This is a genomic window from uncultured Brevundimonas sp. (assembly GCF_963977465.1).
GTDB lineage: Bacteria > Pseudomonadota > Alphaproteobacteria > Caulobacterales > Caulobacteraceae > Brevundimonas.
Map to the genome: position 1 here is coordinate 406051 of NZ_CAXBOQ010000003.1, position 21229 is coordinate 427279.

Below are 21229 nucleotides of genomic sequence, written 5' to 3' on the forward strand. Positions count from 1 at the left end.
GGAAGGCTCGCTATGAGCACGACGCTTTTCGATTCTCCGTCTTTTGCGAACCATGAAGGCGTCCACGCCTTCTTCGATGAAAAGACTGGCCTCAGGGCGATCATCGCCGTCCACTCCACGGCCCGGGGCCCCGCCGTCGGTGGCACGCGCATGTGGAACTACGCCTCCAGCAGCGAGGCGCTGGAGGATGTTCTGCGCCTGTCGCGCGGCATGAGCTACAAGAACGCGATCGCCGATCTGGAGATGGGCGGCGGCAAGTCGGTCATCATCGGCGACAGCCGCACCCAGAAAACCCCCGAACTGTTCGCCGCCTTCGGGCGCGCCGTCGACACGCTGGGCGGCACCTATTACGCGGCCGAGGACGTCGGCGTGTCGGTCGAGGACGTGGCCGAGGCCCGCAAGGTCACGCCCTATGTCCTGGGTCTGAAGGACGGTCCGGAAGCCTCGGGCGATCCCAGCCCGGTCACGGCCGAGGGTGTGTATCGCTCGACCCTGGTCGTCGCCCGTCGTCTGTGGAAGCAGGATGACCTGACCGGCCTGACCATCGCCATGCAGGGCGTCGGCCACGTCGGCGGCTATCTGGCCGACAAGCTGCACGCGGCCGGTGCCAGGCTGGTGGTGACCGACGTCAACACCGAACTGCTGGCCGAGGTCGCGGCCCGCACCAATGCCGAGATCGTCGCCCCCGACGCCATCTATGACGTCAAGGCCGACATCTATGCCCCCTGTGCGCTCGGCGCGACGCTGAATGCGCAGACGCTGGACCGGTTGACGGTCAAGGCGGTGGTCGGCCCCGCCAACAACCAGCTCGCCACGCCCGAGATCGGCGAGGCCCTGTTCACGCGCGGCGTCCTGTACGCCCCGGACTATGTCATCAACGGCGGCGGCATCATCAATGTCGCCTCCGAACTGCGCGCCCGACAGGCCGGCGGGGCCTATGACCCGGCCTGGGTCGAGGCCAAGCTCGGCCGCCTGATGGAAACCCTTGAGGAGATCCTCGAGCGTTCGGCGTCCGAACGGCGGCCGACCGATCAGATCGCCGCTGCCATCGCCGAAGCCCGGATTGAGGCCGCTGCCGCTGAACGGGACACCCGGCGCCGGGCCGCCTGACCCAACCCGGTCGACACAGCCCACGGAAACTGTTGCCTGATTAACCGGTCTTAACGCCCCATTTACCACGCAGGCGGCAGTTTCTGCCTAGCGGGCGTGTTCGGTCTCCCGTCGGTTAGAGTGGGTGGGGACGCGTGGGCGGCTTCTCGGCGGCGTTGCAGCGATTTGGAATCGGTCGACTGACTGTGGTGCTGGGCGTTGCCGCCGGCGTTGCGGCGGTGCTTGTCGCCGTCATGCTGCGCATCGGTCAGGCCCCGGACGCCCTGCTCTATTCCAACCTCGACCTGCGTGAGGCCTCCGAGATCTCCAGCGCTCTCGACGGGGCCGGGATCAAATATCAATCCAAGGGCGACGGCTCGACCATCTTCGTCAATCGCGACGACGTCGGCGAGGCCCGGCTGATGCTGGCGGGCAAGGGGCTCGTGACCTCGGGCTCGGTCGGCTACGAGCTGTTCGACAACCAGTCGGTGCTGGGTCAGACCGAATTCCAGCAGAACCTCAACGAACAGCGGGCCCTGCAGGGCGAGCTGTCGCGCACCATCATGTCGATGCGGGGCATCACCTCGGCCCGGGTCCAGATCGCGATGCCACGGCGTGAGCTGTTCCAGTCGGACGGGGTCGACCCCACGGCCTCCGTCGTCGTCGGTGTCAGCGGTCGGGCCCTGACCGCCAACCAGGTCGATGCCATCCGCAACGTGGTTGCCTCTTCGGTGCCGAACCTGAAGCCGGAAAAGGTCACCCTGACCGACACCGCCAACCGAACCCTGGCGGCCGGATCCAGTGCCGACGGCTTCAGTGCCGCCTCGGCCCTCGACGCCAAGAATACGACCGAGGCCCAGCTTCAGGCCCGCATCAAGGACATCGTCGAGGGCGTCGTCGGTGTCGGGGCGGCTCGGGTCCAGGTCACCGCCGACATCGACCACAGTCGCTCCACCACCCAGGAAATGCGCTACGATCCTGACGGCCAGGTCGTGCGCTCGACCTCGACCAACGGCACGGAGTCGACCGACACCACCGGTGCGACCGACGGCGGAGCCACGGCGACCAACAACATCCCCGGCGGCCAGGCACCGACCACGACCCCGGCCGGCTCCACCGACACGGCCAATACCGAAACCACCAACTACGAAATCTCCAACACCACGACGACGACGATCAAGGAGGCCGGCGAGGTCAAGAAACTGGCCGTGTCCGTGGTCGTCGACGACGCGCGCGTCCCGGCGGCCGACGGCAACGGGCCGGCCACCTATACGGCGCGCTCAGCGGAACAGATCGAACAGATCAAGTCCCTTGTCGCCGCCGCCGTCGGTATCGACGAGGCCCGGGGCGACAAGATCGAGGTTCTCAACGTCGGCTTCACCCGCAACATCGCCGACATGGGCGGCACTGAAGCCGGGTCGTCGCTGTTCGCCTTCACCAAGAACGACATCATGCGCGGCATCGAGCTGCTGGTCCTGTTGATCACCGGTCTGCTGCTGATCTTTTTCGTCCTGCGGCCGCTGCTGAAGACCGCTTCGGGCGGCGGCGGGCTCCCCGCGCTGGCCTCACCGGGCGGCACCGCGGTGCTGCAGACGAGTCTGGGCGGAGGCCAGGGCGGCGATGTGGCCCAGCTGACCGGGCCGTCGGAAATGGAAAAGCGGCTGGATATGGCCCGGGTCGAAGGTCAGGTGAAGGCATCGTCGGTCAAGATGGTCGCTGATTTCGTGGACAAGAACCCCGATGAATCGACGGCGATCCTGCGCAACTGGGTGCACGAAGGCTGATGGCCCGCGCTCCCACCAAGAAGGTCGTCATTGAAGACCCCGCCAAACTGAGCGGGCCGGAAAAGGCCGCGGTCATTCTGCTGGCCCTCGGTGAGGATCATCCCCGGCTCTGGGAGTCTCTCGACGAGGAGGAGATCAAGGAAATCTCCCAGGCCATGGCCGCCCTGGGCACGGTGGCCTCGACGGTCGTCGAGGAGCTGATGGTGGAGTTTGTGTCCGGCATGGCCGGTTCGGGCTCGGTCATGGGCAGCTTCGAACAGACCCAGCGCCTGCTGGCCTCCTTCATGCCCTCGGATCGGGTCGACGGCCTGATGGAGGAGATCCGTGGTCCCGCCGGCCGGACCATGTGGGACAAGCTCGGCAATGTGAACGAGGCCGTCCTCGCCAACTATCTCAAGAACGAATACCCGCAGACGGTCGCCGTGGTCCTGTCCAAGATCAAGCCGGACCATGCGTCACGGGTCCTGACTGCCCTGCCCGAGGATTTCGCCCTGGAATGCGTCCAGCGGATGCTGCGGATGGAGCCGGTGCAGCGCGATATCCTCGACAAGATCGAACAGACGCTGCGCACCGAATTCATGTCGAACCTGGCGCGCACCTCCAAGCGCGACAGTCACGAGCTGATGGCCGACATCTTCAACAGTTTCGACCGTCAGACCGAGGCCCGGTTCATCGGTGCGCTGGAAGAGCGCAACCGCGAGGCGGCCGAGCGCATCCGGGCATTGATGTTCGTGTTCGAGGATCTGAACAAGCTCGACCCCGGCGGTGTCCAGACCCTGCTGCGCGCCGTCGACAAGGACTCCCTCGGCCTGGCCATGAAGGGGGCGTCGGAAAGCCTGCGCGAGATGTTCTTCTCCAACATGTCCGAACGCGCCTCCAAGATCATGCGCGAGGATATGGAATCGATGGGCCCCGTCCGTCTCAAGGATGTCGATGCCGCCCAGACCGCCATGGTTCAGGTCGCCAAGGACCTCGCCGCCAAGGGCGAGATCATGCTGGTCGGCCAGAGCGGCGATGACGAGTTGATTTACTGACATGACCGAACCCTCCGTCCATCGCCCGTTTGCCTTCGATACCGAGTTCGACGACTCCGGCGTCGTCGTAACGCCGTCCAGCTTCCGCCCGACCAAACGCTCGTACGCTCCCGCCGAAGTCGAGGCCCTGGTGGCCCAGGCCCGGCTCGATGCCCGCGAAACGGCCCTGGCCGAGGTCGAGAGCCTGCAGGCCATGGCCGTCACGGCCATCGGTGAGGCCGTGGCCTCCGGTGCGCCGGCCCTGACCCGGCTGATCCAGCTGCATCGCGAACAGGCATCGCACCTGGCCCTCGCCGCCGCCCGCGTTGTCGCCGCCGCCGCCCTCGACCGCTTTCCCGATGGCCCGCTGCAGGCCGCGCTGGAAGCCCTGGGTCAGGAGATCGACGCCACGCCGCGTCTGGTCATCCGCTCCGCCGGGCTGGACGAGGCCGTGCAGGCGCGGATGACCCAGCTGTGCGCCGACGCCGGGTTCTCGGGTCTGGTCGCCTTCCGCGAGGACTCCGATCTGCCGGTCGCGGCCTTCCAGCTGGAGTGGGCCGACGGTCGCGCCGGCTTCGATCCAGAGGCCGCCCATGCCCGCATGTCCGAGGCCTTGCACTCGGCCCTGGCGAGCGAAGCCGGCCACGCTGAAACCCTTTCTGACGGGAGGCCCTCCGATGGCCAATGACGATCTGTCCCTTGAGGAGTTTCCGGACTCCACCGCCCTGACCACCGGCGATGAGGGGGGTGACAAGGCCGCCACCGATCTCGCCAGCGTCTTCGACGTCCCGGTCAACATCTCGGCCGTGCTCGGCAAGGCCCACATGACCGTAGCCCAGCTGCTGAAGCTGAATCGCGGCTCGGTGCTCGAGCTGGACCGCAAGGTCGGCGAGGCCATCGACATCTTCGTCAACAACCGTCTGGTCGCCCGCGGGGAGGTTGTCGTCGTCGAGGACCGTCTCGGCGTGACCATGACGGAAATCATCAAGACCGAGGACACCGGCGCCTGATCGGCTGCCGGATCCCCGTAAGTAGAGATTAGAGGAGAAGACCCATGCGGCTTCTGGTGGTTGGACGGCTTTCGGGCCAGCTGGCGTCGGCGGTAAAGATGGCCATGGCCCACGGGGCCAAGGTGCAGCACGTCGAGCGCATCGACCAGGCGACGGAGCAACTCCGGCGCGGGCAGGGGGCTGACCTGCTGATGGTCGATTATCACCTCGACATCGGGGCGCTGATCGCCGCCAACGATGCCGAGCGGATCCACGTTCCGGTGGTCGCCTTCGGTCTCGACGCCAACGCCGCCGAGGCCGCCGCCGCCATCAGGGCCGGGGCCAAGGAATTCATCCCGCTGCCGCCGGAAGCCGATCTGATCGCCGCTGTGCTGTCGGCCGTGGCTGACGACGACCGGCCGTTGATCTCGGCCGATCCGTCGATGAAGGCCGTGGTCATGCTGGCCGACCAGGTGGCCCGCTCCGAAGCCTCGATCCTGATCACCGGCGAAAGTGGCGTCGGCAAGGAGGTGATGGCCCGCTATCTGCACACCAATTCCAAGCGCGCCGAACGGGCCTTCATCAGCGTCAACTGCGCCGCCATCCCCGACAACCTGCTGGAGTCGGAGCTGTTCGGTCACGAGAAGGGGGCCTTCACCGGGGCCATCGCCCGGCGCATCGGCAAGTTCGAGGAAGCCGACGGCGGCACCCTGCTGCTGGACGAGATCAGCGAGATGGACGCCCGCCTGCAGGCCAAGCTGTTGCGCGCCATTCAGGAGCGGGTCATCGACCGGGTCGGCGGCACCAAGCCCGTGCCGGTCAACATCCGCATCATCGCCACCTCCAACCGCGACCTGGCCCGCGCCGTCAGCGAGGGCACCTTCCGCGAGGACCTGCTCTATCGTCTGAACGTCGTGAACCTGCGCCTGCCGTCCTTGCGCGAACGACCGGGCGACATCGCCGCCCTGGCCGATTTCTTCGTCAAGAAATACGCCGCTGCCAACGGCGTGCCGGTCCGCCCGATCGCCGCCGACGCCCGCCGCGCCCTGGCCGGCCACCGCTGGCCCGGCAACGTGCGCGAGCTGGAAAACGCCATGCACCGCGCGGTGCTGCTGGCGACCGGGGCCGAGATCGATGCCGAAGCCATCCGCCTGCCCGACGGCCAGCCCCTGACCGGCAGTGGCTCGATCGATTCCAGTCCCGCCGCCCGCGCCGCCCAGACCGCCGACGCCGTGTCGCGCGCTTACGTCGGCCAGACCGTGGCGCAGATGGAGAAGACGCTGATCCTCGACACCCTGTCGCACTGCCTCGGCAACCGCACCCACGCGGCCACCATCCTCGGCATCTCGATCCGCACCCTGCGCAACAAGCTCAACGAATATTCGGACGACGGCACGCCCATTCCCGCACCCCAGTCCGGCGTCGCCGCCTCCGGTTACGCAGCCTGACCATGGCCACGGCGGCGGATCGCAGAAGCGTCCTGACCGGCCTCGGCGCGCTGGCGCTGGGGGGCTGTTCCGCACCAACTCCGTCCGACGCGCCCCCCCGGGTCCAGCCGGCCCGGCCCGCGGCCACGATCGGGGCCATCGATCTGTCGGCCCTGGAGGCCCGCAACGGCGGCCGTCTCGGCTTCGTCGCCATCGACACCGGGAGCGGTCGCAGCTGCGGCTGGCGCGGCAATGAGCGGTTCGTCTACTGCTCGACCTTCAAGATGTACCTCGCCGCCGCGACCCTGGTCCGTATCCAGGACGGCCAGGAGACGCTGGACCGGCGCATCCCGATGACCGCCGCCGACATGGTTTCGCACGCCCCGGTGACCGAACCCGCGATCGGATCCAGCCTCAGTGTCGAGCGCCTGATGCAGGCCATCGTCGAGGTCAGCGACAATCCGGCCGCCAATCTGCTGCTCAAGGCCAACGGCGGTCTGGCCGCCATGCAGGCCTTCTACCGCACGCTCGGCGACGCCAGCACCCGCGTGGACCGCTTCGAACCCGAGATGAACCGCCTCGACGGCGACAAGGACACGATCCGGCCGGACCGTTCGGCGATCAATCTGCAACGTCTGTTCGTCAGCCTCGACTCGCCGCTGACGACGGACTCGCAGGCCCGGCTGCTGGGCTGGATGGTGGATTCCCCGACCGGTGCGCGTCGGATCAAGGCCGGTGTGCCCGCCGGCTGGCGTGTGGCGCACAAGACCGGAACCGGCGGTTATGGTCCGACCAATGACATCGGCCTGCTGTATCCGCCGACAGGCAAGCCGGTGATCGTCGCCGCCTACTATCATGCCTCCGCGAACACGTCGTCCGCGGCCAATGACGCCGTCATCGCCGAGGCCACCCGGCTGGCCCTGAGGGCCCTGCGTCACGGGGCTGCCGCATGACCGACATCCCGACGATGATGAAGGACGGCATGGCCCGTCCAACCGGCAAGGAAGTCCTGGGCTGGTTCGCGCGCGGCGAGGTGGCCATGGCCATCAGCGTCATCGGCGTCATCCTGCTGCTGATCCTGCCGGTTCCGAAATTCCTGCTCGACATGTTGCTGGCCATCTCCCTGGTCTCCAGCGTGCTGATCCTGATGTCGGCGGTGATGATGAAGCGGCCACTCGACTTCGCCATCTTCCCGACCGTCCTGCTGGTTTCGACCCTGTTCCGCCTGGGTCTGAACCTGGCCTCGACCCGGCTGGTCCTGACTCACGGTCACGAGGGGCACAATTCCGCCGGTGAGGTGATCCAGGCCTTCGGTTCGCTGATGATGGGCGGCAATTTCATCATCGGCATCATCATCTTCGCCATCATCCTGGTGGTGAATTTCGTGGTCATCACCAAGGGCTCGACCCGTATCGCCGAGGTCAGCGCCCGCTTCACCCTCGACTCCATGCCCGGCAAGCAGATGGCCATCGACGCCGACCTGTCCTCGGGTCTGATCGACGAGGCCGGTGCCAAGCTGCGGCGCAAGGAGCTGGAGCAGGAATCGACCTTCTTCGGGGCCATGGACGGTGCCTCCAAATTCGTCCGCGGCGACGCGGTGGCCGGGCTGATTATCACCTTCATCAACGCCATCGGCGGCATGCTGATCGGGGTGCTCCAGCACGACATGGCCGCCGGTGATGCGGCCAATGCCTATATCCAGCTGACCATCGGCGACGGTCTGGTCACTCAGGTCCCGGCCATCATCATCTCCATCGCCGCTGGCTTCCTGGTGTCCAAGGCCGGGGTCGAGGGCACAGCCGACAAGGCCTTCGTCGCCCAACTGGCCACCAACCCCGTCAGCCTCGGCGTGGTCTCGGCCGCCTCCGCCCTGATCGGCCTGATCCCCGGCATGCCGCTGATCCCGTTCGCCGCCCTGTCCCTCGGCACCGGTGTCATGGCCTGGCGTCGGGGTCGCAGCCGTCTGCGACCCCAGCCGACCGAGGCCCAGCTGGCCGCCGCCGCGGCCGGTCCCAAGGAAGAGATCGAGGAACCGATCGGCACGGCCCTCACCATCGACGAGGTCAAGATCGAGTTGGGCTATTCGCTGCTGTCCCTGATCAACGACCTCGAGGGCCGGCGCCTGACCGATCAGGTCCGCGCCCTGCGCCGCTCGCTGGCCCAGGAGTACGGCTTCGTCATGCCGTCGGTGCGCATCCTCGACAACATGCGGCTCGGCACCCAGGGCTATGCCATCCGCATCAAGGAGATGGAGGCGGGGCAGGGCGAGGTGCGTCTGGGCTGTCTGATGGCCATGGACCCCAACGGTCGCCAGGTCGAACTGCCGGGCGAACACACCAAGGAACCCGCCTTCGGCCTGCCCGCCACCTGGATCGACGAGAGCCTGCGCGAGGAGGCCACCTTCCGCGGCTACACCATCGTCGACCCGTCGACCGTGCTGACCACCCACCTGACCGAGATCCTCAAGGAGAACATGGCCGAGCTGCTCTCCTACGGTGAGGTGCAGAAGCTGCTGAAGGAACTGGGCACCGAAGAGCAGAAGCTGGTCGAGGAACTGATCCCCTCGGTCGTCACCGTCACCACCCTGCAGCGGGTGCTGCAGACCCTGCTGCGCGAGAAGGTTTCGATCCGCGATCTGGGGGCCATCCTCGAAGGGCTGGCCGAGGCCGCGCCGCACACCAGTTCGGTCACCACCCTGGTCGAGCACGTCCGCACCCGGCTGGCCCGCCAGCTGTGCTGGCAGCACAAGGGCGAGGACGGAGCCCTGCCCATCGTCACCCTGTCACCCGAATGGGAACAGGCCTTCGCCGAGGCCCTGGTCGGCCAGGGCGAGGACAAGCAGCTGGCCATGGCCCCGTCGCGTCTGCAGGACTTCATCCGCGCCGTCCGCGACGTGTTCGAACGCGCCGCCATGGCCGGTGAGAGCGCCGTGTTGCTGACCGGACCCCAGGTCCGGCCCTATGTGCGCTCGATTATCGAACGCTTCCGCGGCCAGACCGTGGTGATGAGCCAGAACGAGGTCCACCCTCGCGCCCGGCTGCGCACCATCGGCTCCGTCTGATCTAGTTGACCTGGCTCCAGCCCCCGGCCGAGGCGTCGCGGGCCACCACATTGACCGGGCGGGCGATCAGGCCGGACTGGGTGATCCACACCTCGTATTTGGCCCCGTCGGCCATCGGCATATAGGTCGCGCCGCCGTACAGGGTGTCGACCGCGTCGATGTGGCGGCGATAGCGCCGTGCCATGTCCCAGACGCTGAGCTTCCACGGCACGGTGATATTGCCGGGCAGGACGGTGGCCCGGTCGCCGCCGGACAGGGCGTGGACGCTGCGGGTACTGTGCAGCTCCTGCTCGATGTCCTGATAGCGGCCCGACAGCCGGTCCAGCCGGTACTGGCTGTCCAGTCCCATCACATTGGCCCACGGCTTCCACTTCAGCACCTGGGCCTCGATCCGCCAGTCGTCGCCGTTCAGCAGAAACAGTTCGGTCCGGTCGGGCGCGCCCTCGACCCGGGCGGGCTGGGTCACCGTGGCCTCGAAATACTGCGGTCCCAGCTGCTTCAGCTGCAGGGTCGCCACCGGGCGTTCATAGGTCATCCGCGCATAGGTCTGGACGTTGAGGCCCGTCAGGGCGGCGATCGCCGCCACCGCCATCAGTCCGCCCCCGCCGATCGTGCCCAGACCGCCGCTGAACAGCCTGCCGCGGAACAGACTGCCAAGGCTGGCCAGAAGCAGAAACAGGCCAAGCGCCCCGACCACCGCCGGAATAATCCACCACCACCAGATCATATCGTCTTCTCCACCCCTCGGACCTTGGCAGTATTAACCGTAATTCACGGTTCTGACGACAGTTTCACCCATCACGCGACTGGACTCAGCATCGGGGGCGGCTAAAGCTCCGCCGGATGAGTGAGATCGTTTCCCTGAAATCCGGGGACCCCGCCCGGTCCCTGTTCATGCCGACGCCCGGTTGCGCCCCGACGGGACAGTCGGCACCCGGCCCGGCTCATCAGGGGTAGACCATGCTGCAGTTCGGTGACCGCCAGAGCGGCCTCGTCTATCGGGATCGGCCGACCGCCTTCGGTCTGCTGGTCGAGGCCGGGCGACTGGCCTGTGTCCGGGTCGATCGGGACGCGGGCAGCTATTTCGACCTGCCCGGCGGTGCCGTGGACGGCGATGAGACCGAGGCCGAGGCTCTGGTGCGCGAATTCATCGAGGAAACCGGCCTGACCGTGCGGCCGGTGTCGCGACTGGTCGAGGCGGCCCAGTATTTCCGCAAGACCGACAGCACGCCGTTGAACAACCGGGGCGGCATCTGGATCGCCGAACGGGTCGCCTTCGACCCTGCAGCCAGGATCGAGGCGGACCATGAACTGGTCTGGCTGGATCCGCTCGCGGCCCTGTCCGGTTTGCGCCATGAGGCCCACGCCTGGGCCGTGGCGCGAATGCTACGCCAGTCGACCTGAGCGTCGCGCGGGTAACGTATGTTGTCTGGTATCCGACAAGGGGCCGTGTACAGCTAACCGGCTGGCTGCGGAATCCGTCGTGTCCGGGCCGGACCCGACCGTCGTGAAAACCAAGCCGATCCACGGCATTGAAGACGCCCAGACCCTGGCCGAGGCGATCGTGGACACCATCCATGAACCCCTGCTGGTGCTGGACGGTGGCCTGCGGGTGCTCGCCGCCAGCCGGGCCTTCTACGAGACCTTCAAGGTCGATTCCGAACATACGATGGGCTGTCGGCTCTACGATCTGGGCGACGGCCAGTGGAACATCCCGGCCCTGCGTGAGCTGCTGGAAACCATCATCCCGACCCGGGTGGCCATGGACGGGTTCGAGGTCGATCACGACTTCCCCGGCGTCGGCCGGCGCACCATGCTGCTGAACGCGCGCAAGGTGATCTACGAAACCAGCCCGAATTCGACGATCCTGCTGGCCTTCACCGACATCACGGCCCGGCGGGCAATCGAGCGGGAGAAGGAATTGCTGCTCGAGCGGACGGAGGAGTTGCTGCAGCAACAGCAGACCCTGTTGCAGGAGATGCAGCACCGCGTCGTCAACAGCCTGCAGATCATCGCCAGCATCCTTATGCTGAAGGCGCGCAAGGTGACCTCCGAGGAGTCGCGCGCTCATCTGCGAGACGCGCATCAGCGTGTGATGTCGGTCGCCGAGGTCCAGTCCCACCTGCATGCCACCGGCGGTGTCGACAAGATCGCGGTCGGTCCCTATCTGACCAAGCTGTGCGGCAGCCTGTCATCCTCGATGATCGGCGAAGGTCGACCGATCGCGATCGTCGTTGAGGCCGATGAGGGTCTGATCCGGTCCGATCAGGCCGTCAGTCTCGGGCTGATCGTGACGGAACTGGTGATCAATTCGATCAAATACGCCTTTCCGAGTAACCCCGCCGACGCCCGGGTGACCGTCCGGTACGCCAGCGAGGGCACCGACTGGACCCTGACCGTCGCCGACAATGGCGTTGGCGACTCGTTACCGGCGATCGTCACATCGGGCGGTGGTCTCGGCACGGCCATCGTCGAGGCCCTGGTCCGGCAACTGGAGTCGCAGCAGACGGTCTGTTCCGGGCCGGGCCGCACGGTGACGATCTCGCATATGACCGAGGCCCTCGCCCGGGTCTGACGCGCCTGCATCTCCCGGGTCCAAGCGGGGCCTTTCGGAACGTCAGCCCGATCTGTCCGCTGTCTTGATCCGGTCGCCGCTGGGGCGACCCCTGACAGGAGACTCTCAATGCCCGATCATGATCGCATCGAAGGTGCCGCCAAGGATCTTGGTGGCAAGGCCAAGGAAACCGCCGGCAAGGTGACCGGCGACGAGAAGCTGAAGGCTGAAGGCCGCGCCGACCAGGTCGAAGGCAAGATCCAGAACGCTTTCGGCGGTGCCAAGGACGCCCTGCGCGACGGCAACAAACACTGATCACACGTCAACCGCTGCGGTCCGGCTGGTCCCCGGTCGGCAGCAGCGGAAGGCCGGTCCTGTTCGGCCAACCGCCTATTTGGTCAGGGCTCGCATGGCCTTGTCCAGCCCGTCGATGGTCAGCGGAAACATGCGCTCGTCCATCAGTTCGCGCACCATCGAGACCGAGGCGGAATAGCTCCAGTAGCGTTCGGCCACCGGGTTCAGCCAGACGCATTTCTCCCACTGCTGACGCGCCCGCGTCAGCCAGACGGCTCCGGCTTCCTCGTTCCAGTGTTCGACCGAACCGCCGGGCATGGTCACCTCATAGGGGCTCATGGTGGCGTCGCCGACGAAGATGGCGCGCCAGTCGCCGGGGTATTTGTTCAGCAGGTCCCAGGTGGCGATCTTCTCGCCGTGACGCCGCCGGTTGTCCTTCCACACACCCTCGTAGAGGCAGTTGTGGAAGTAGAAGAACTCCATGTTCTTGAACTCGGTCTTGGCCGCCGAGAACAGCTCCTCGCACAGCTTCACATGGCCATCCATCGACCCGCCGATATCGAGAAACAGCAGCACCTTGATGGTGTTGCGCCGCTCGGCCCGCATATGGATATCCAGCCAGCCCTGACGCGCCGTGCCGTCGATGGTCGCGTCCATGTCCAGCTCGTCCTGCGCGCCCTCGCGGGCGAAGCGTCGCAGCCGGCGCAGGGCCACCTTGATGTTGCGCGTACCCAGTTCGACCGTGTCGTCCAGATTGCGGTATTCGCGCTTTTCCCAGACCTTGACCGCCCGCCCGTGTTTGCCCGGCCCGCCGATACGCACCCCTTCGGGATTGTAGCCGCCGTGGCCGAACGGGCTGGTGCCGCCGGTGCCGATCCATTTGGACCCGCCCTGGTGCCGCTCCTTCTGCTCTTCCAGACGCTGTTTCAGCGTCTCCATCAGCTTGTCGAACCCGCCCATGGCCTCGATCGCGGTCTTGTCCTCGTCGCTGAGGTATTTATCGGTCAGCAGCTTCAGCCAGTCGTCGGGAATTTCGGTGGTCAGATCCTCGCCCGCACCCACCGTCTCGACCCCGGCGAACACCTTGCCGAACACCTGGTCGAACCGGTCGTAGTGCTTCTCGTCCTTGACCAGCACCGCCCGCGACAGGTGATAGAAGTCATCGACCCTCCGGCCCGCCACGTCCTTGTCCATGGCCTCCATCAGATGGAGCCATTCCTTCATCGACACCGGAACCCGGGCGTCGCGAAGCGCGGTGAAGAAGGGGAGCAGCATCAGTCTTCGGTTCCGATAACCGTACGTAACTCGGCAAGTGCCGCCCGCAAATCCGCAGCGTCATCGATAGCGAGGCCAAAAATGGTCAGACGATCCACGGATTGATACCGGTGGGCGATCCTGTGGCGAAGGGAAATGATTTGTGGCCACGGTGCGGTTCGGCCCTTGGCTTTCGTGGCTTCGCTGAGCGTATTCGCGCATTCTCCCACTACAAGGAAATTCAAGGCGACGGCATCCTGAACCAGGGTACTATCCAGAAACTCCTCGCGGCTGACGTCCCCGGTATATCGCGCGACCTTGTCCAATGCCTCGATCATCACGTCGAGCATCGCCAGATCGTCTTCGGGGTCAGACCGCAATGGCGTCGCTTTCGGCGTGCTTGCGGATGCGTTCGGTCATGGCTCTCGCTGTCCCCATTTCGACGCGTGCGCCTACGGCCTTCGACAGGTCTTCCTCGATCCCGAAGAATCGAAAACCTAACGGTCGGGTCATGTCCACCAGCAGGTCCACGTCACTGTCCGGCCCCGCCTCATCGCGGGCATAGCTGCCGAACAGGCGCACATTGACGATGCCCTGCTCTGCCAGCCAGGGCTTCAGGTCGCGCAGCTTGATCAGCAGTTCGTCGCGGGTCATTGGGCTATCATAGACTATCCGCGCCGCAGGATGAACTCATGGTCGCGCCAGGTGCCGACCGGATACTCATATTCCCCGGCCTTTTCGAAGCCGTAGGCGGCATACAGTTTCTGCGCCTTCAGATTGCCGCTCCACACCCCGATCCATTCGGCCCCGTCACCATTGGCCGCCATCCAGTCCAGCGCCACGGTCAGCAGTTTGGTCCCGAGCCCCAGCCCCTGCGCCGACTTGGCCACATACAGCCGCTTCAGCTCGGTGTGCGACGGGCGGCCGTCGGGATGGGGCAGGCTATTGGGGCCGGTGGTGGCAAAGGCCACGACTGCGCCGTCGACCTCGGCCACCCACCAGCCCCCGGCCGGGTCGGCCAGGCTGGCGGCCGTGGTCTCCTCCCCGAACGCCACATTCAGGAACGGCACCAGATCAGCGGGCGGGTAGGGGATGCCGAAGCCCTCAACGAAGGTCTCGACGAAGGTGACGCGCCCCAGGGTCGACAGGGCAAGGGCGTCATCGGGGCGGGCGGGGCGGATCAGGGGCTCGGTCATGGTCCCGCTTTAGCACCCGTCGGTGGCCGGGACTCAACCCCTGTTCAGCGGTTGACGCGGTGGTTGGGGTTCCCTGCGGACCGCTCTATCCTGCGCCGCATGAGCGTTGCCCTGTTCACCCACCCCGACATGATCGACCACCGGCCCGGGGTCGGCCATCCCGAACGACCCGAACGGCTGCAGGCGGTGCTCGATGCCCTCGATGCCGCCGGCCTGTCGCGCGACCGCCACGCCGCGACCGAGGCCGCCGTCGCCGATCTGGAGCGACTGCACCCCGCCGCCTATGTCGCCCGCATCCTGGCCGCCGGACCGGCCGAGGGGCTGACGGCGCTGGATGCCGACACCCTGCTGTCGCCCGGCAGCGTCCGCGCCGGTCGCCTGGCCGCCGGGGCGGTGATCGACGCTGTGCGCGCCGTGGCCCGCGGCGAGACGGCCCGTGCCTTCGCCGCCGTGCGCCCGCCCGGCCACCATGCCGAGCCGGACACGCCGATGGGCTTCTGCCTGTTCTCCAATGTCGCCGTCGCCGCCCGCGTGGCCCAGGCCGAGGGATTCGCCCGCGTCGCCGTGGTCGATTTCGACGTCCACCACGGCAACGGCACCCAGGCGGCGTTTGAGGGGGACGCCAGCCTGTTCCTGGCCTCGATCCACCAGTCACCGCTCTATCCGGGCACGGGCGCGGCGTCCGAGACCGGGGTCGGCAATATCGTCAATGCGCCGGTCGCCCCCCACGTGGCCCGCGAATCATGGCGCGCCGCCTTTGCCGATGTCCTGATGCCGGCGCTCGAATCGTTCGCCCCGGACCTGGTCCTGATCTCGGCCGGATTCGACGCCCACCGCCGCGATCCGCTGGCCCACCAGTCACTGGAGGCCGACGACTTTGCCTGGGCCACCCGCGCCGTGCTCGAGGTTGCCCGCCAGACCTGCGGCGGCAAGGTTGTGTCCTCGCTCGAGGGCGGTTACGACCTCGAAGGGCTGGGCCGTTCCGCGGTCGCCCATGTTCAGGCACTGGGGGAGATTTAGGGACCGCATACGGCGTATCGACCACACCGCCCGCCCCCCGCAGCCATGACCGCTTCCCTTTCCGATATCGACGCCGGCCGCCTGCGGTCCGAACCGACGCCCCAGCCGGTCGCGGTCCAGACCCCGACACGCCCGGGTGCCATCATCCTGGCCCGCCACGGCGAGCCGGCCCTGTCGCGCAAATGCCTGATCACCGCGACCCAGTACCGCGACTGGTGGGCCCGCTATGAGGACGGTGGCCTGCTGGCCGGCCAGACCCCGCCACCGGCCCTGGTCGCCGCCGCCCAGGGGGCCGGGGCCATCTATGCCTCGACCCGGCTGCGGGCCCAGGAAACCGCCGCCGCTGTGGCCGATGGTCGCGAGGTCATGGTCGACGCCCTGTTCATTGAAGCGCCCCTGCCGCCGCCGAACTTCCCGGACTGGATCCGACTGCCGCCCAAATACTGGGGCGTGGTGGCGCGCTTCTGGTGGCATGTGTTCAACCACCACGATGGTCAGGAGACCCGCCTCCAGGCCGAGGCCCGCGCCAAACAGGCCGCCCAGGCCCTGATCGCCCGGGCCGCCACCGGCGAGGACGTGCTGGTCTTCGCCCACGGCTATTTCAACCATATGGTCGGGGCCCGGCTGAAGGCTGACGGCTGGCGCCTGGTGCACAATCAGGGCTTCAAATACTGGTCCCAGCGGCGCTACGAGAAGGCCTGATCCCCGGGCCTGACGTTCCTGGGGTTGGCGCGCCCGCCGCGTCCTGTAGAACGAACCGATGACCGACAAAGCCGCCATTCCCGCCGATCTCAGCTTCGAGGACGCCCTCGCCCGGCTGGAGTCGATCGTCTCCCGCCTTGAGTCCGGCCAGGCCCCGCTCGAGGAATCGATCACCCTGTATGAAGAGGGCGCGCGCCTGAAGTCGCATTGCGAGGGCCGGCTCAAGGCCGCCCAGCTGCGCGTCGAGAAGATCGTCGTCGGCTCCGACGGCCAGGCCAAGGGTGCCGAACCGGCCGAGTTCGGCTGATGGCCACCGACCCGGTCGCCGAGCGCATTGCCTTCGATGACTTCCTCAAGGTTGATGTTCGCGTCGGCCAGGTTCTGACCGCCGACCCCTTCCCCGAGGCGCGCAAGCCCGCCTTCAAACTGACCATCGATTTCGGCCCCGACATCGGGGTGAAGAAGTCCTCGGCCCAGATCACCGTCCACTACACCCCGGACCAGCTGGTCGGCCGCAAGGTCGCTGCCGTGGTCAATTTCGCCCCGCGCCAGATCGGCCCCTTCATGTCCGAGGTCCTGACCCTGGGCTTCCCGGATGCGGACGGCGAGGTGGTACTGGTCGGGGTCGACCGCGACGTCCCTGTCGGCGGGAGGTTGTTCTGACGCTTCCGCCGGTCATCCCCTGTGCCGCCAATTCGTCCGCCCAGACGGTCATCGACCGGGTGGCCGAGGTCGCCGACCTGGTCACCGTCGCCCTCGACGAACTGCTGCCCCGCGCCGACGGACCCGAGGTTCGGCTGACCGAGGCCATGCGCTATGCCGCCCTCGGCCCCGGCAAGCGGCTGCGGCCCTTCTTCGCGCTTGAGGCGGCCAATCTGTTCGACATCGAGGAACGGCCGGTGCTGCGCGCCGCCTGCGCCCTCGAATGCGTCCACGCCTACAGCCTGGTCCACGACGACCTGCCCTGTATGGACGATGACGACATCCGCCGCGGCCGCCCGACCCTGCACAAGGCCTATGACGAGGCCACCGCCGTCCTCGCCGGTGACGCGCTGCAGACCGCCGCCTTCGACATTGTCCTGCACGAGGACACTCACGAGGACCCGGCCATCCGCTGCGAACTGGCGGCCCGTCTGTCGCTGGCCTCGGGCGCGCGCGGCATGGCCGGCGGCCAGATGATCGACCTGCTCGGCGTGCGCGACGACCTCGGCGGCGTGGCCCGGATGCAGCGGCTCAAGACCGGGGCCCTGTTCGCCTATGCCTTCGAGATCCCGCTGATCATCGCCGGGGCCCGCGACCACCACCGTCAGGCCCTGACCAGTTTCGCCCACGACATCGGTCTGGCCTACCAGATCGTCGACGACCTGCTCGACGTCGAGGGCGACGAGGACCTGCTGGGCAAGGCCGCCGGCGGCAAGGACGCGGCCCGCGGCAAGACCAATTTCGTCACCCTGCTGGGCGTCGATGCGGCCCGCCTCCGGGTCGCCCACCTGGCCGATCAGGCCCGCGCCCATCTGGATGTGTTTGGTCATGACGCCGAAATCCTCAAGGCCAGCGTCGACTTCGTCCTGAAACGTCAGTCCTGACGCACCGTTCGTTCGCCCGGCTGAGCCCCGGACCGTTCGGTGCAGCGACACTGTGGCCTCTCGCCCGGGTCGTTTGGGCGCGCTAGATGCACCGCTCCTGCACGGAATTTTCAACGGGAGTCGACCTGACCCGCAGCGAAATGGTCTAAGGCGGGTTGGTAGATAGTCTTTCCTGGGTCCAAGGTCCCCGAATGCCCGATACGCCGCTACTCGACACCGTCCATATCCCCGCTGACACGCGCGACTTCGACACGCACCAGCTGCGGCAACTGGCCGACGAGCTGCGGGTCGAGACCATCGACGCCGTCTCGGTCACCGGCGGCCATCTGGGGGCCGGTCTGGGCGTGGTCGAACTGACCGTGGCCCTGCATCATGTGTTCGAGACGCCGAAGGACATCCTGATCTGGGACGTCGGCCACCAGTGCTACCCGCACAAGATCCTGACCGGGCGTCGCGACCGCATCCGCACCCTGCGCCAGCCCGGCGGCCTGTCCGGCTTTACCAAGCGCAGCGAGAGTGAATACGACCCGTTCGGCGCGGCCCACGCCTCGACCTCGATCAGCGCCGCCCTCGGCTTCTGCGCCGCCCGTGACCAGAAGGGCGACAGCAACAAGGTCGTGGCCGTGATCGGCGACGGTTCGATGTCGGCCGGCATGGCCTATGAGGCGATGAACAACGCCGCCGAGACCACTAAACAGCTGGTCGTCATCCTCAACGACAACGACATGTCGATTGCCCCGCCGGTCGGCGGCATGAGCGCCTATCTGGCCAAACAGGTCTCGGGCGGCACCTATCGCAATTTCCGCCGCTTCGGGAAGTCGGTGGCCGATCACCTGCCGCGCCCGTTCCGCAATGCGGCGCGCAAGGCCGAGGAATACGCCCGCGGCATGATCGTCGGCGGCACCTTCTTCGAGGAGCTGGGCTTCTACTACATCGGCCCGATCGACGGTCACGACCTCGACAACCTGGTCCCGATCCTGAAGAACGCCGCGGCCATTGATGACCGGCCGGTGCTGGTCCATGTCGTGACGCAAAAGGGCAAGGGCTATGCCCCGGCCGAGTCCAGCACTGACAAGCTGCACGCCGTCGCCAAATTCGATGTGATCTCGGGCAAACAGTCCAAGGCCGTCTCCAACGCCCCCAGCTACACCAAGGTGTTCGGCACCGAACTGATCAAGCGGGCCCATCTGGACCCCTCGATCGTGGCCATCACCGCCGCCATGCCCTCGGGCACCGGCCTCGACCTGTTCGGGCAGGTCTTCCCCGACCGCACCTATGACGTCGGCATCGCCGAACAGCATGCGGTGACCTTTGCCGCCGGTCTGGCCGCCGACGGCATGAAGCCGTTCTGCGCCATCTATTCGACCTTCCTGCAGCGCGGCTATGACCAGGTCGTCCACGACGTCGCCATCCAGAAACTGCCGGTGCGCTTCGCCATGGACCGCGCCGGTCTGGTCGGGGCCGACGGAGCCACCCACGCGGGCAGCTTCGACATCGGCTTTATGGGCGCGCTGCCGGGCATGGTGCTGATGGCCGCCGCCGACGAGGCCGAACTGGCCGCCATGATCGCCACCAGCCTCGAGATCGACGACCGCCCCTCTGCTTTCCGCTATCCGCGCGGCGAGGGCGTCGGGGTCGAGATTCCCGAACTGTCGGCCCCGCTGGAAATCGGCAAGGGCCGCATCGTTCGCGAAGGCACGGCCGTGGCCATCCTGTCGCTGGGCACCCGGCTTGAGGAATCGCTCAAGGCCGCCGACCTGCTGGCCGCGCGCGGCGTCTCCGCCACCGTGGCCGACGCCCGTTTCGCCAAGCCGCTGGACGCCGACATGATCCTGCGTCTGGCCCGCGAGCACGAGGCCCTGATCACGGTGGAGGAGGGGGCCATGGGCGGCTTCGGGGCCTTCGTGCTCCAGCTGCTGGCCGAGAAGGGCGCGCTCGACGCCGGCCTCAAGATCCGCACCCTGTGCCTGCCCGACGTGTTCCAGGACCAGGACAGCCCTGCCGCCATGTATGCGACCGCGGGCCTCAACGCCCAGCAGATCGCCGCCAGCGCCCTCGCCACCCTGGGCATCGACGCCGCCCGCGGTGCCGTCCGGGCCTGATTTCGACCCCTGAGGCAACCCGTTCGCCCGCCACCCCGTTGTAACCCGACAGGGTGGAGTGGAGAGCGTGATGAAATACCAACTGATTGCCGGCGTGGCCGGACTGAGCCTCGCCCTGTCCGGAGCCGCCATGGCCCAGGACGCCCCCGCCGAAGGGCCTGCGCCCATCATCCGGGCCACGGATTCGACCCTCACCTGTGTCCAGATGTCCGAGGAAGCTGCCCAGCTGAGTCAGGCCATGGGCGGTGAGCCTGACGGGGGTCTGTTCGGCACCCTCGGCGGCGTCGCCCGCTCCGGCGCAGCGCTGCTGATCCCCGGGGCCGGCCTCGTCATGGCCGGAGCTGACGTCCTGACCCAACCCGACCGCGACCGCCGCGAAGCCGAAGCCGCGGCGATCCGGCACCGCTGGTACTACCTCAACGGCCTCTACGCCGGTCAACGCTGCCAGCAACAGGCCGAAGCCGCCGAAGCCACCGCCCCGCAACATTAGGGTCGGTCTCATCTTCCTTCTCCCCTTGCGGGAGAAGGTGGCCCGTGCAGCGGGTCGGATGAGGGGTCACACCGGCCGGGCCGGGCGTGAGCCCATCGAAAGCCGCTGACTCTGGCCGCCTGAGAGACCCCTCATCCGTCAGCCTTCGGCTGCCACCTTCTCCCGCAAGGGGAGAAGGAACGCATTTTCCATCCGGATTCGTACGAAAAACCCTTCACACTTCAACCCACTACCCTTTTCTACCCGCAAAACACCCGCCCCCCTTCCGACCTGCCCCATAATCCCCCTGTCCCGTCGCAAGGAAGGGCCGCCTGGCCTGCGACCTGGTGTGCGGCGGGAGTGGAGAAGCGGGGGCCCGGTTCCGGTCTGCCATCGCAAGGCAGGCGACGCCCGGGGTCTGATCGGGATGATTGGATGTCAGGGATGCGGGGGATACGCATCCGGTCCGGGGACTGTGTCGCAAGAACGGCCCGCCCGTCAGGGGCACTGCGGTAAGGCGCTAAATATCGCCACCCGACGCAAGCTTCTGAAAACTCTCCACGCGGAGCGTCAGCCTTCGTCGAAACGGTATTCTTTCTGTTGTTCCGGGCGAAGGCCCGGCGCTCCGCCTGCCCTTCCATACCCGCCCCGGCATCCGGGGCGGCGATCCCGTTCGTCTGTCGTTCGTC

23 protein-coding genes are annotated in these 21229 nt (G+C 67.1%); 18 read left to right on the forward strand and 5 right to left on the reverse strand.

The features are described from left to right. The first annotated feature begins 12 nt into the window (after positions 1-12). The 8 genes from AAC067_RS08950 to flhA all read left to right on the forward strand — a co-directional run bounded on the left by AAC067_RS08950 (position 13) and on the right by flhA (position 9363). Positions 13-1110 carry a Glu/Leu/Phe/Val dehydrogenase dimerization domain-containing protein gene (locus AAC067_RS08950; protein ID WP_339931643.1) on the forward strand — a complete coding sequence of 366 codons (1098 nt, stop codon included), beginning with the start codon at positions 13-15 and terminating at the stop codon, positions 1108-1110. A 134-nt stretch (positions 1111-1244) separates the two neighbouring features. Further along, entirely contained in the window at positions 1245-2873 is a 1629-nt protein-coding gene (gene fliF / locus AAC067_RS08955) for a flagellar basal-body MS-ring/collar protein FliF (protein ID WP_339931645.1), read from the forward strand. Then, positions 2873-3907: a flagellar motor switch protein FliG gene (gene fliG / locus AAC067_RS08960; RefSeq protein ID WP_339931647.1), complete on the forward strand. Its 1035-nt coding sequence runs from the start codon at positions 2873-2875 to the stop codon at positions 3905-3907. Before fliF ends, fliG begins: the two co-directional genes overlap by 1 nt. Before the next feature lies 1 nt (position 3908). After that, on the forward strand, positions 3909-4574 hold the full coding sequence (locus tag AAC067_RS08965) for a flagellar assembly protein FlbE (protein WP_339931649.1): 666 nt from the start codon (positions 3909-3911) through the stop codon (positions 4572-4574). After that, positions 4564-4896 (forward strand): flagellar motor switch protein FliN, encoded by a 333-nt coding sequence (gene fliN, locus AAC067_RS08970; RefSeq protein ID WP_339931651.1) that lies wholly within the window; start codon positions 4564-4566, stop codon positions 4894-4896. The genes AAC067_RS08965 and fliN overlap by 11 nt, the downstream gene beginning before the upstream one ends. A gap of 44 nt (positions 4897-4940) precedes the next feature. Then, entirely contained in the window at positions 4941-6323 is a 1383-nt protein-coding gene (locus AAC067_RS08975; RefSeq protein ID WP_339931653.1) for a sigma-54 dependent transcriptional regulator, read from the forward strand. 2 nt (positions 6324-6325) lie between these two features. Continuing rightward, positions 6326-7255, forward strand: a complete 930-nt coding sequence (bla, locus tag AAC067_RS08980; protein ID WP_339931655.1) for a class A beta-lactamase — start codon at positions 6326-6328, stop codon at positions 7253-7255. A 14-nt stretch (positions 7256-7269) separates the two neighbouring features. After that, positions 7270-9363, forward strand: a complete 2094-nt coding sequence (flhA, locus tag AAC067_RS08985; protein ID WP_339931734.1) for a flagellar biosynthesis protein FlhA — start codon at positions 7270-7272, stop codon at positions 9361-9363. A 1-nt stretch (position 9364) separates the two neighbouring features. Here flhA and AAC067_RS08990 read toward each other — a convergent pair whose 3' ends face one another. Then, entirely contained in the window at positions 9365-10090 is a 726-nt protein-coding gene (locus tag AAC067_RS08990; protein WP_339931657.1) for a hypothetical protein, read from the reverse strand. Positions 10091-10323: 233 nt separating this feature from the next. Here AAC067_RS08990 and AAC067_RS08995 point away from each other — a divergent pair, with 233 nt between their 5' ends. From AAC067_RS08995 to AAC067_RS09005, 3 genes are all read left to right on the forward strand, one after another. Continuing rightward, positions 10324-10767, forward strand: a complete 444-nt coding sequence (locus AAC067_RS08995) for an NUDIX domain-containing protein (RefSeq protein WP_339931659.1) — start codon at positions 10324-10326, stop codon at positions 10765-10767. Positions 10768-10870: 103 nt separating this feature from the next. Then, positions 10871-11938 carry a histidine kinase dimerization/phosphoacceptor domain -containing protein gene (locus tag AAC067_RS09000; RefSeq protein WP_339931661.1) on the forward strand — a complete coding sequence of 356 codons (1068 nt, stop codon included), beginning with the start codon at positions 10871-10873 and terminating at the stop codon, positions 11936-11938. Between the two features lie 108 nt (positions 11939-12046). Continuing rightward, positions 12047-12232, forward strand: a complete 186-nt coding sequence (locus tag AAC067_RS09005; RefSeq protein ID WP_339931663.1) for a CsbD family protein — start codon at positions 12047-12049, stop codon at positions 12230-12232. A gap of 75 nt (positions 12233-12307) precedes the next feature. On the opposite strand, the gene AAC067_RS09010 is transcribed toward AAC067_RS09005, so the two are convergent. Genes AAC067_RS09010 through AAC067_RS09025 form a run of 4 tightly spaced genes read right to left on the reverse strand, consistent with a single transcriptional unit; the run spans position 12308 to position 14661 of the window. Then, a complete protein-coding gene (locus tag AAC067_RS09010; protein WP_339931665.1) occupies positions 12308-13486 on the reverse strand; it encodes a VWA domain-containing protein in 1179 nt (392 codons plus the stop codon). Then, positions 13486-13815: a HepT-like ribonuclease domain-containing protein gene (locus AAC067_RS09015; RefSeq protein WP_339931667.1), complete on the reverse strand. Its 330-nt coding sequence runs from the start codon at positions 13813-13815 to the stop codon at positions 13486-13488. Before AAC067_RS09015 ends, AAC067_RS09010 begins: the two co-directional genes overlap by 1 nt. Before the next feature lie 19 nt (positions 13816-13834). Next, positions 13835-14119, reverse strand: a complete 285-nt coding sequence (locus AAC067_RS09020; protein WP_339931669.1) for a nucleotidyltransferase family protein — start codon at positions 14117-14119, stop codon at positions 13835-13837. Positions 14120-14133: 14 nt separating this feature from the next. After that, the gene (locus tag AAC067_RS09025) at positions 14134-14661 is read right to left on the reverse strand and encodes a GNAT family N-acetyltransferase (protein ID WP_339931671.1); all 528 of its coding nucleotides are present in this window, start codon (positions 14659-14661) and stop codon (positions 14134-14136) included. Between the two features lie 99 nt (positions 14662-14760). Between AAC067_RS09025 and AAC067_RS09030 the strand changes: the two genes are divergently transcribed. From AAC067_RS09030 to AAC067_RS09060, 7 genes are all read left to right on the forward strand, one after another. After that, positions 14761-15681: a histone deacetylase family protein gene (locus AAC067_RS09030; protein WP_339931673.1), complete on the forward strand. Its 921-nt coding sequence runs from the start codon at positions 14761-14763 to the stop codon at positions 15679-15681. A gap of 45 nt (positions 15682-15726) precedes the next feature. Next, positions 15727-16383 carry a histidine phosphatase family protein gene (locus tag AAC067_RS09035; protein WP_339931675.1) on the forward strand — a complete coding sequence of 219 codons (657 nt, stop codon included), beginning with the start codon at positions 15727-15729 and terminating at the stop codon, positions 16381-16383. Between the two features lie 58 nt (positions 16384-16441). Beyond that, on the forward strand, positions 16442-16690 hold the full coding sequence (locus AAC067_RS09040; RefSeq protein WP_339931677.1) for an exodeoxyribonuclease VII small subunit: 249 nt from the start codon (positions 16442-16444) through the stop codon (positions 16688-16690). Beyond that, complete coding sequence (locus AAC067_RS09045; protein ID WP_339931679.1) at positions 16690-17046, forward strand: tRNA-binding protein; 357 nt, start codon at positions 16690-16692, stop codon at positions 17044-17046. The genes AAC067_RS09040 and AAC067_RS09045 overlap by 1 nt, the downstream gene beginning before the upstream one ends. Positions 17047-17096: 50 nt before the next feature. Next, entirely contained in the window at positions 17097-17969 is an 873-nt protein-coding gene (locus AAC067_RS09050; RefSeq protein WP_339931736.1) for a polyprenyl synthetase family protein, read from the forward strand. A gap of 191 nt (positions 17970-18160) precedes the next feature. Continuing rightward, positions 18161-20071: a 1-deoxy-D-xylulose-5-phosphate synthase gene (gene dxs, locus AAC067_RS09055; protein WP_339931681.1), complete on the forward strand. Its 1911-nt coding sequence runs from the start codon at positions 18161-18163 to the stop codon at positions 20069-20071. Positions 20072-20141: 70 nt separating this feature from the next. Then, positions 20142-20561, forward strand: coding sequence for a hypothetical protein (locus AAC067_RS09060; RefSeq protein ID WP_339931683.1), 420 nt, complete (start codon positions 20142-20144; stop codon positions 20559-20561). The last annotated feature ends 668 nt before the right edge of the window (positions 20562-21229 follow it).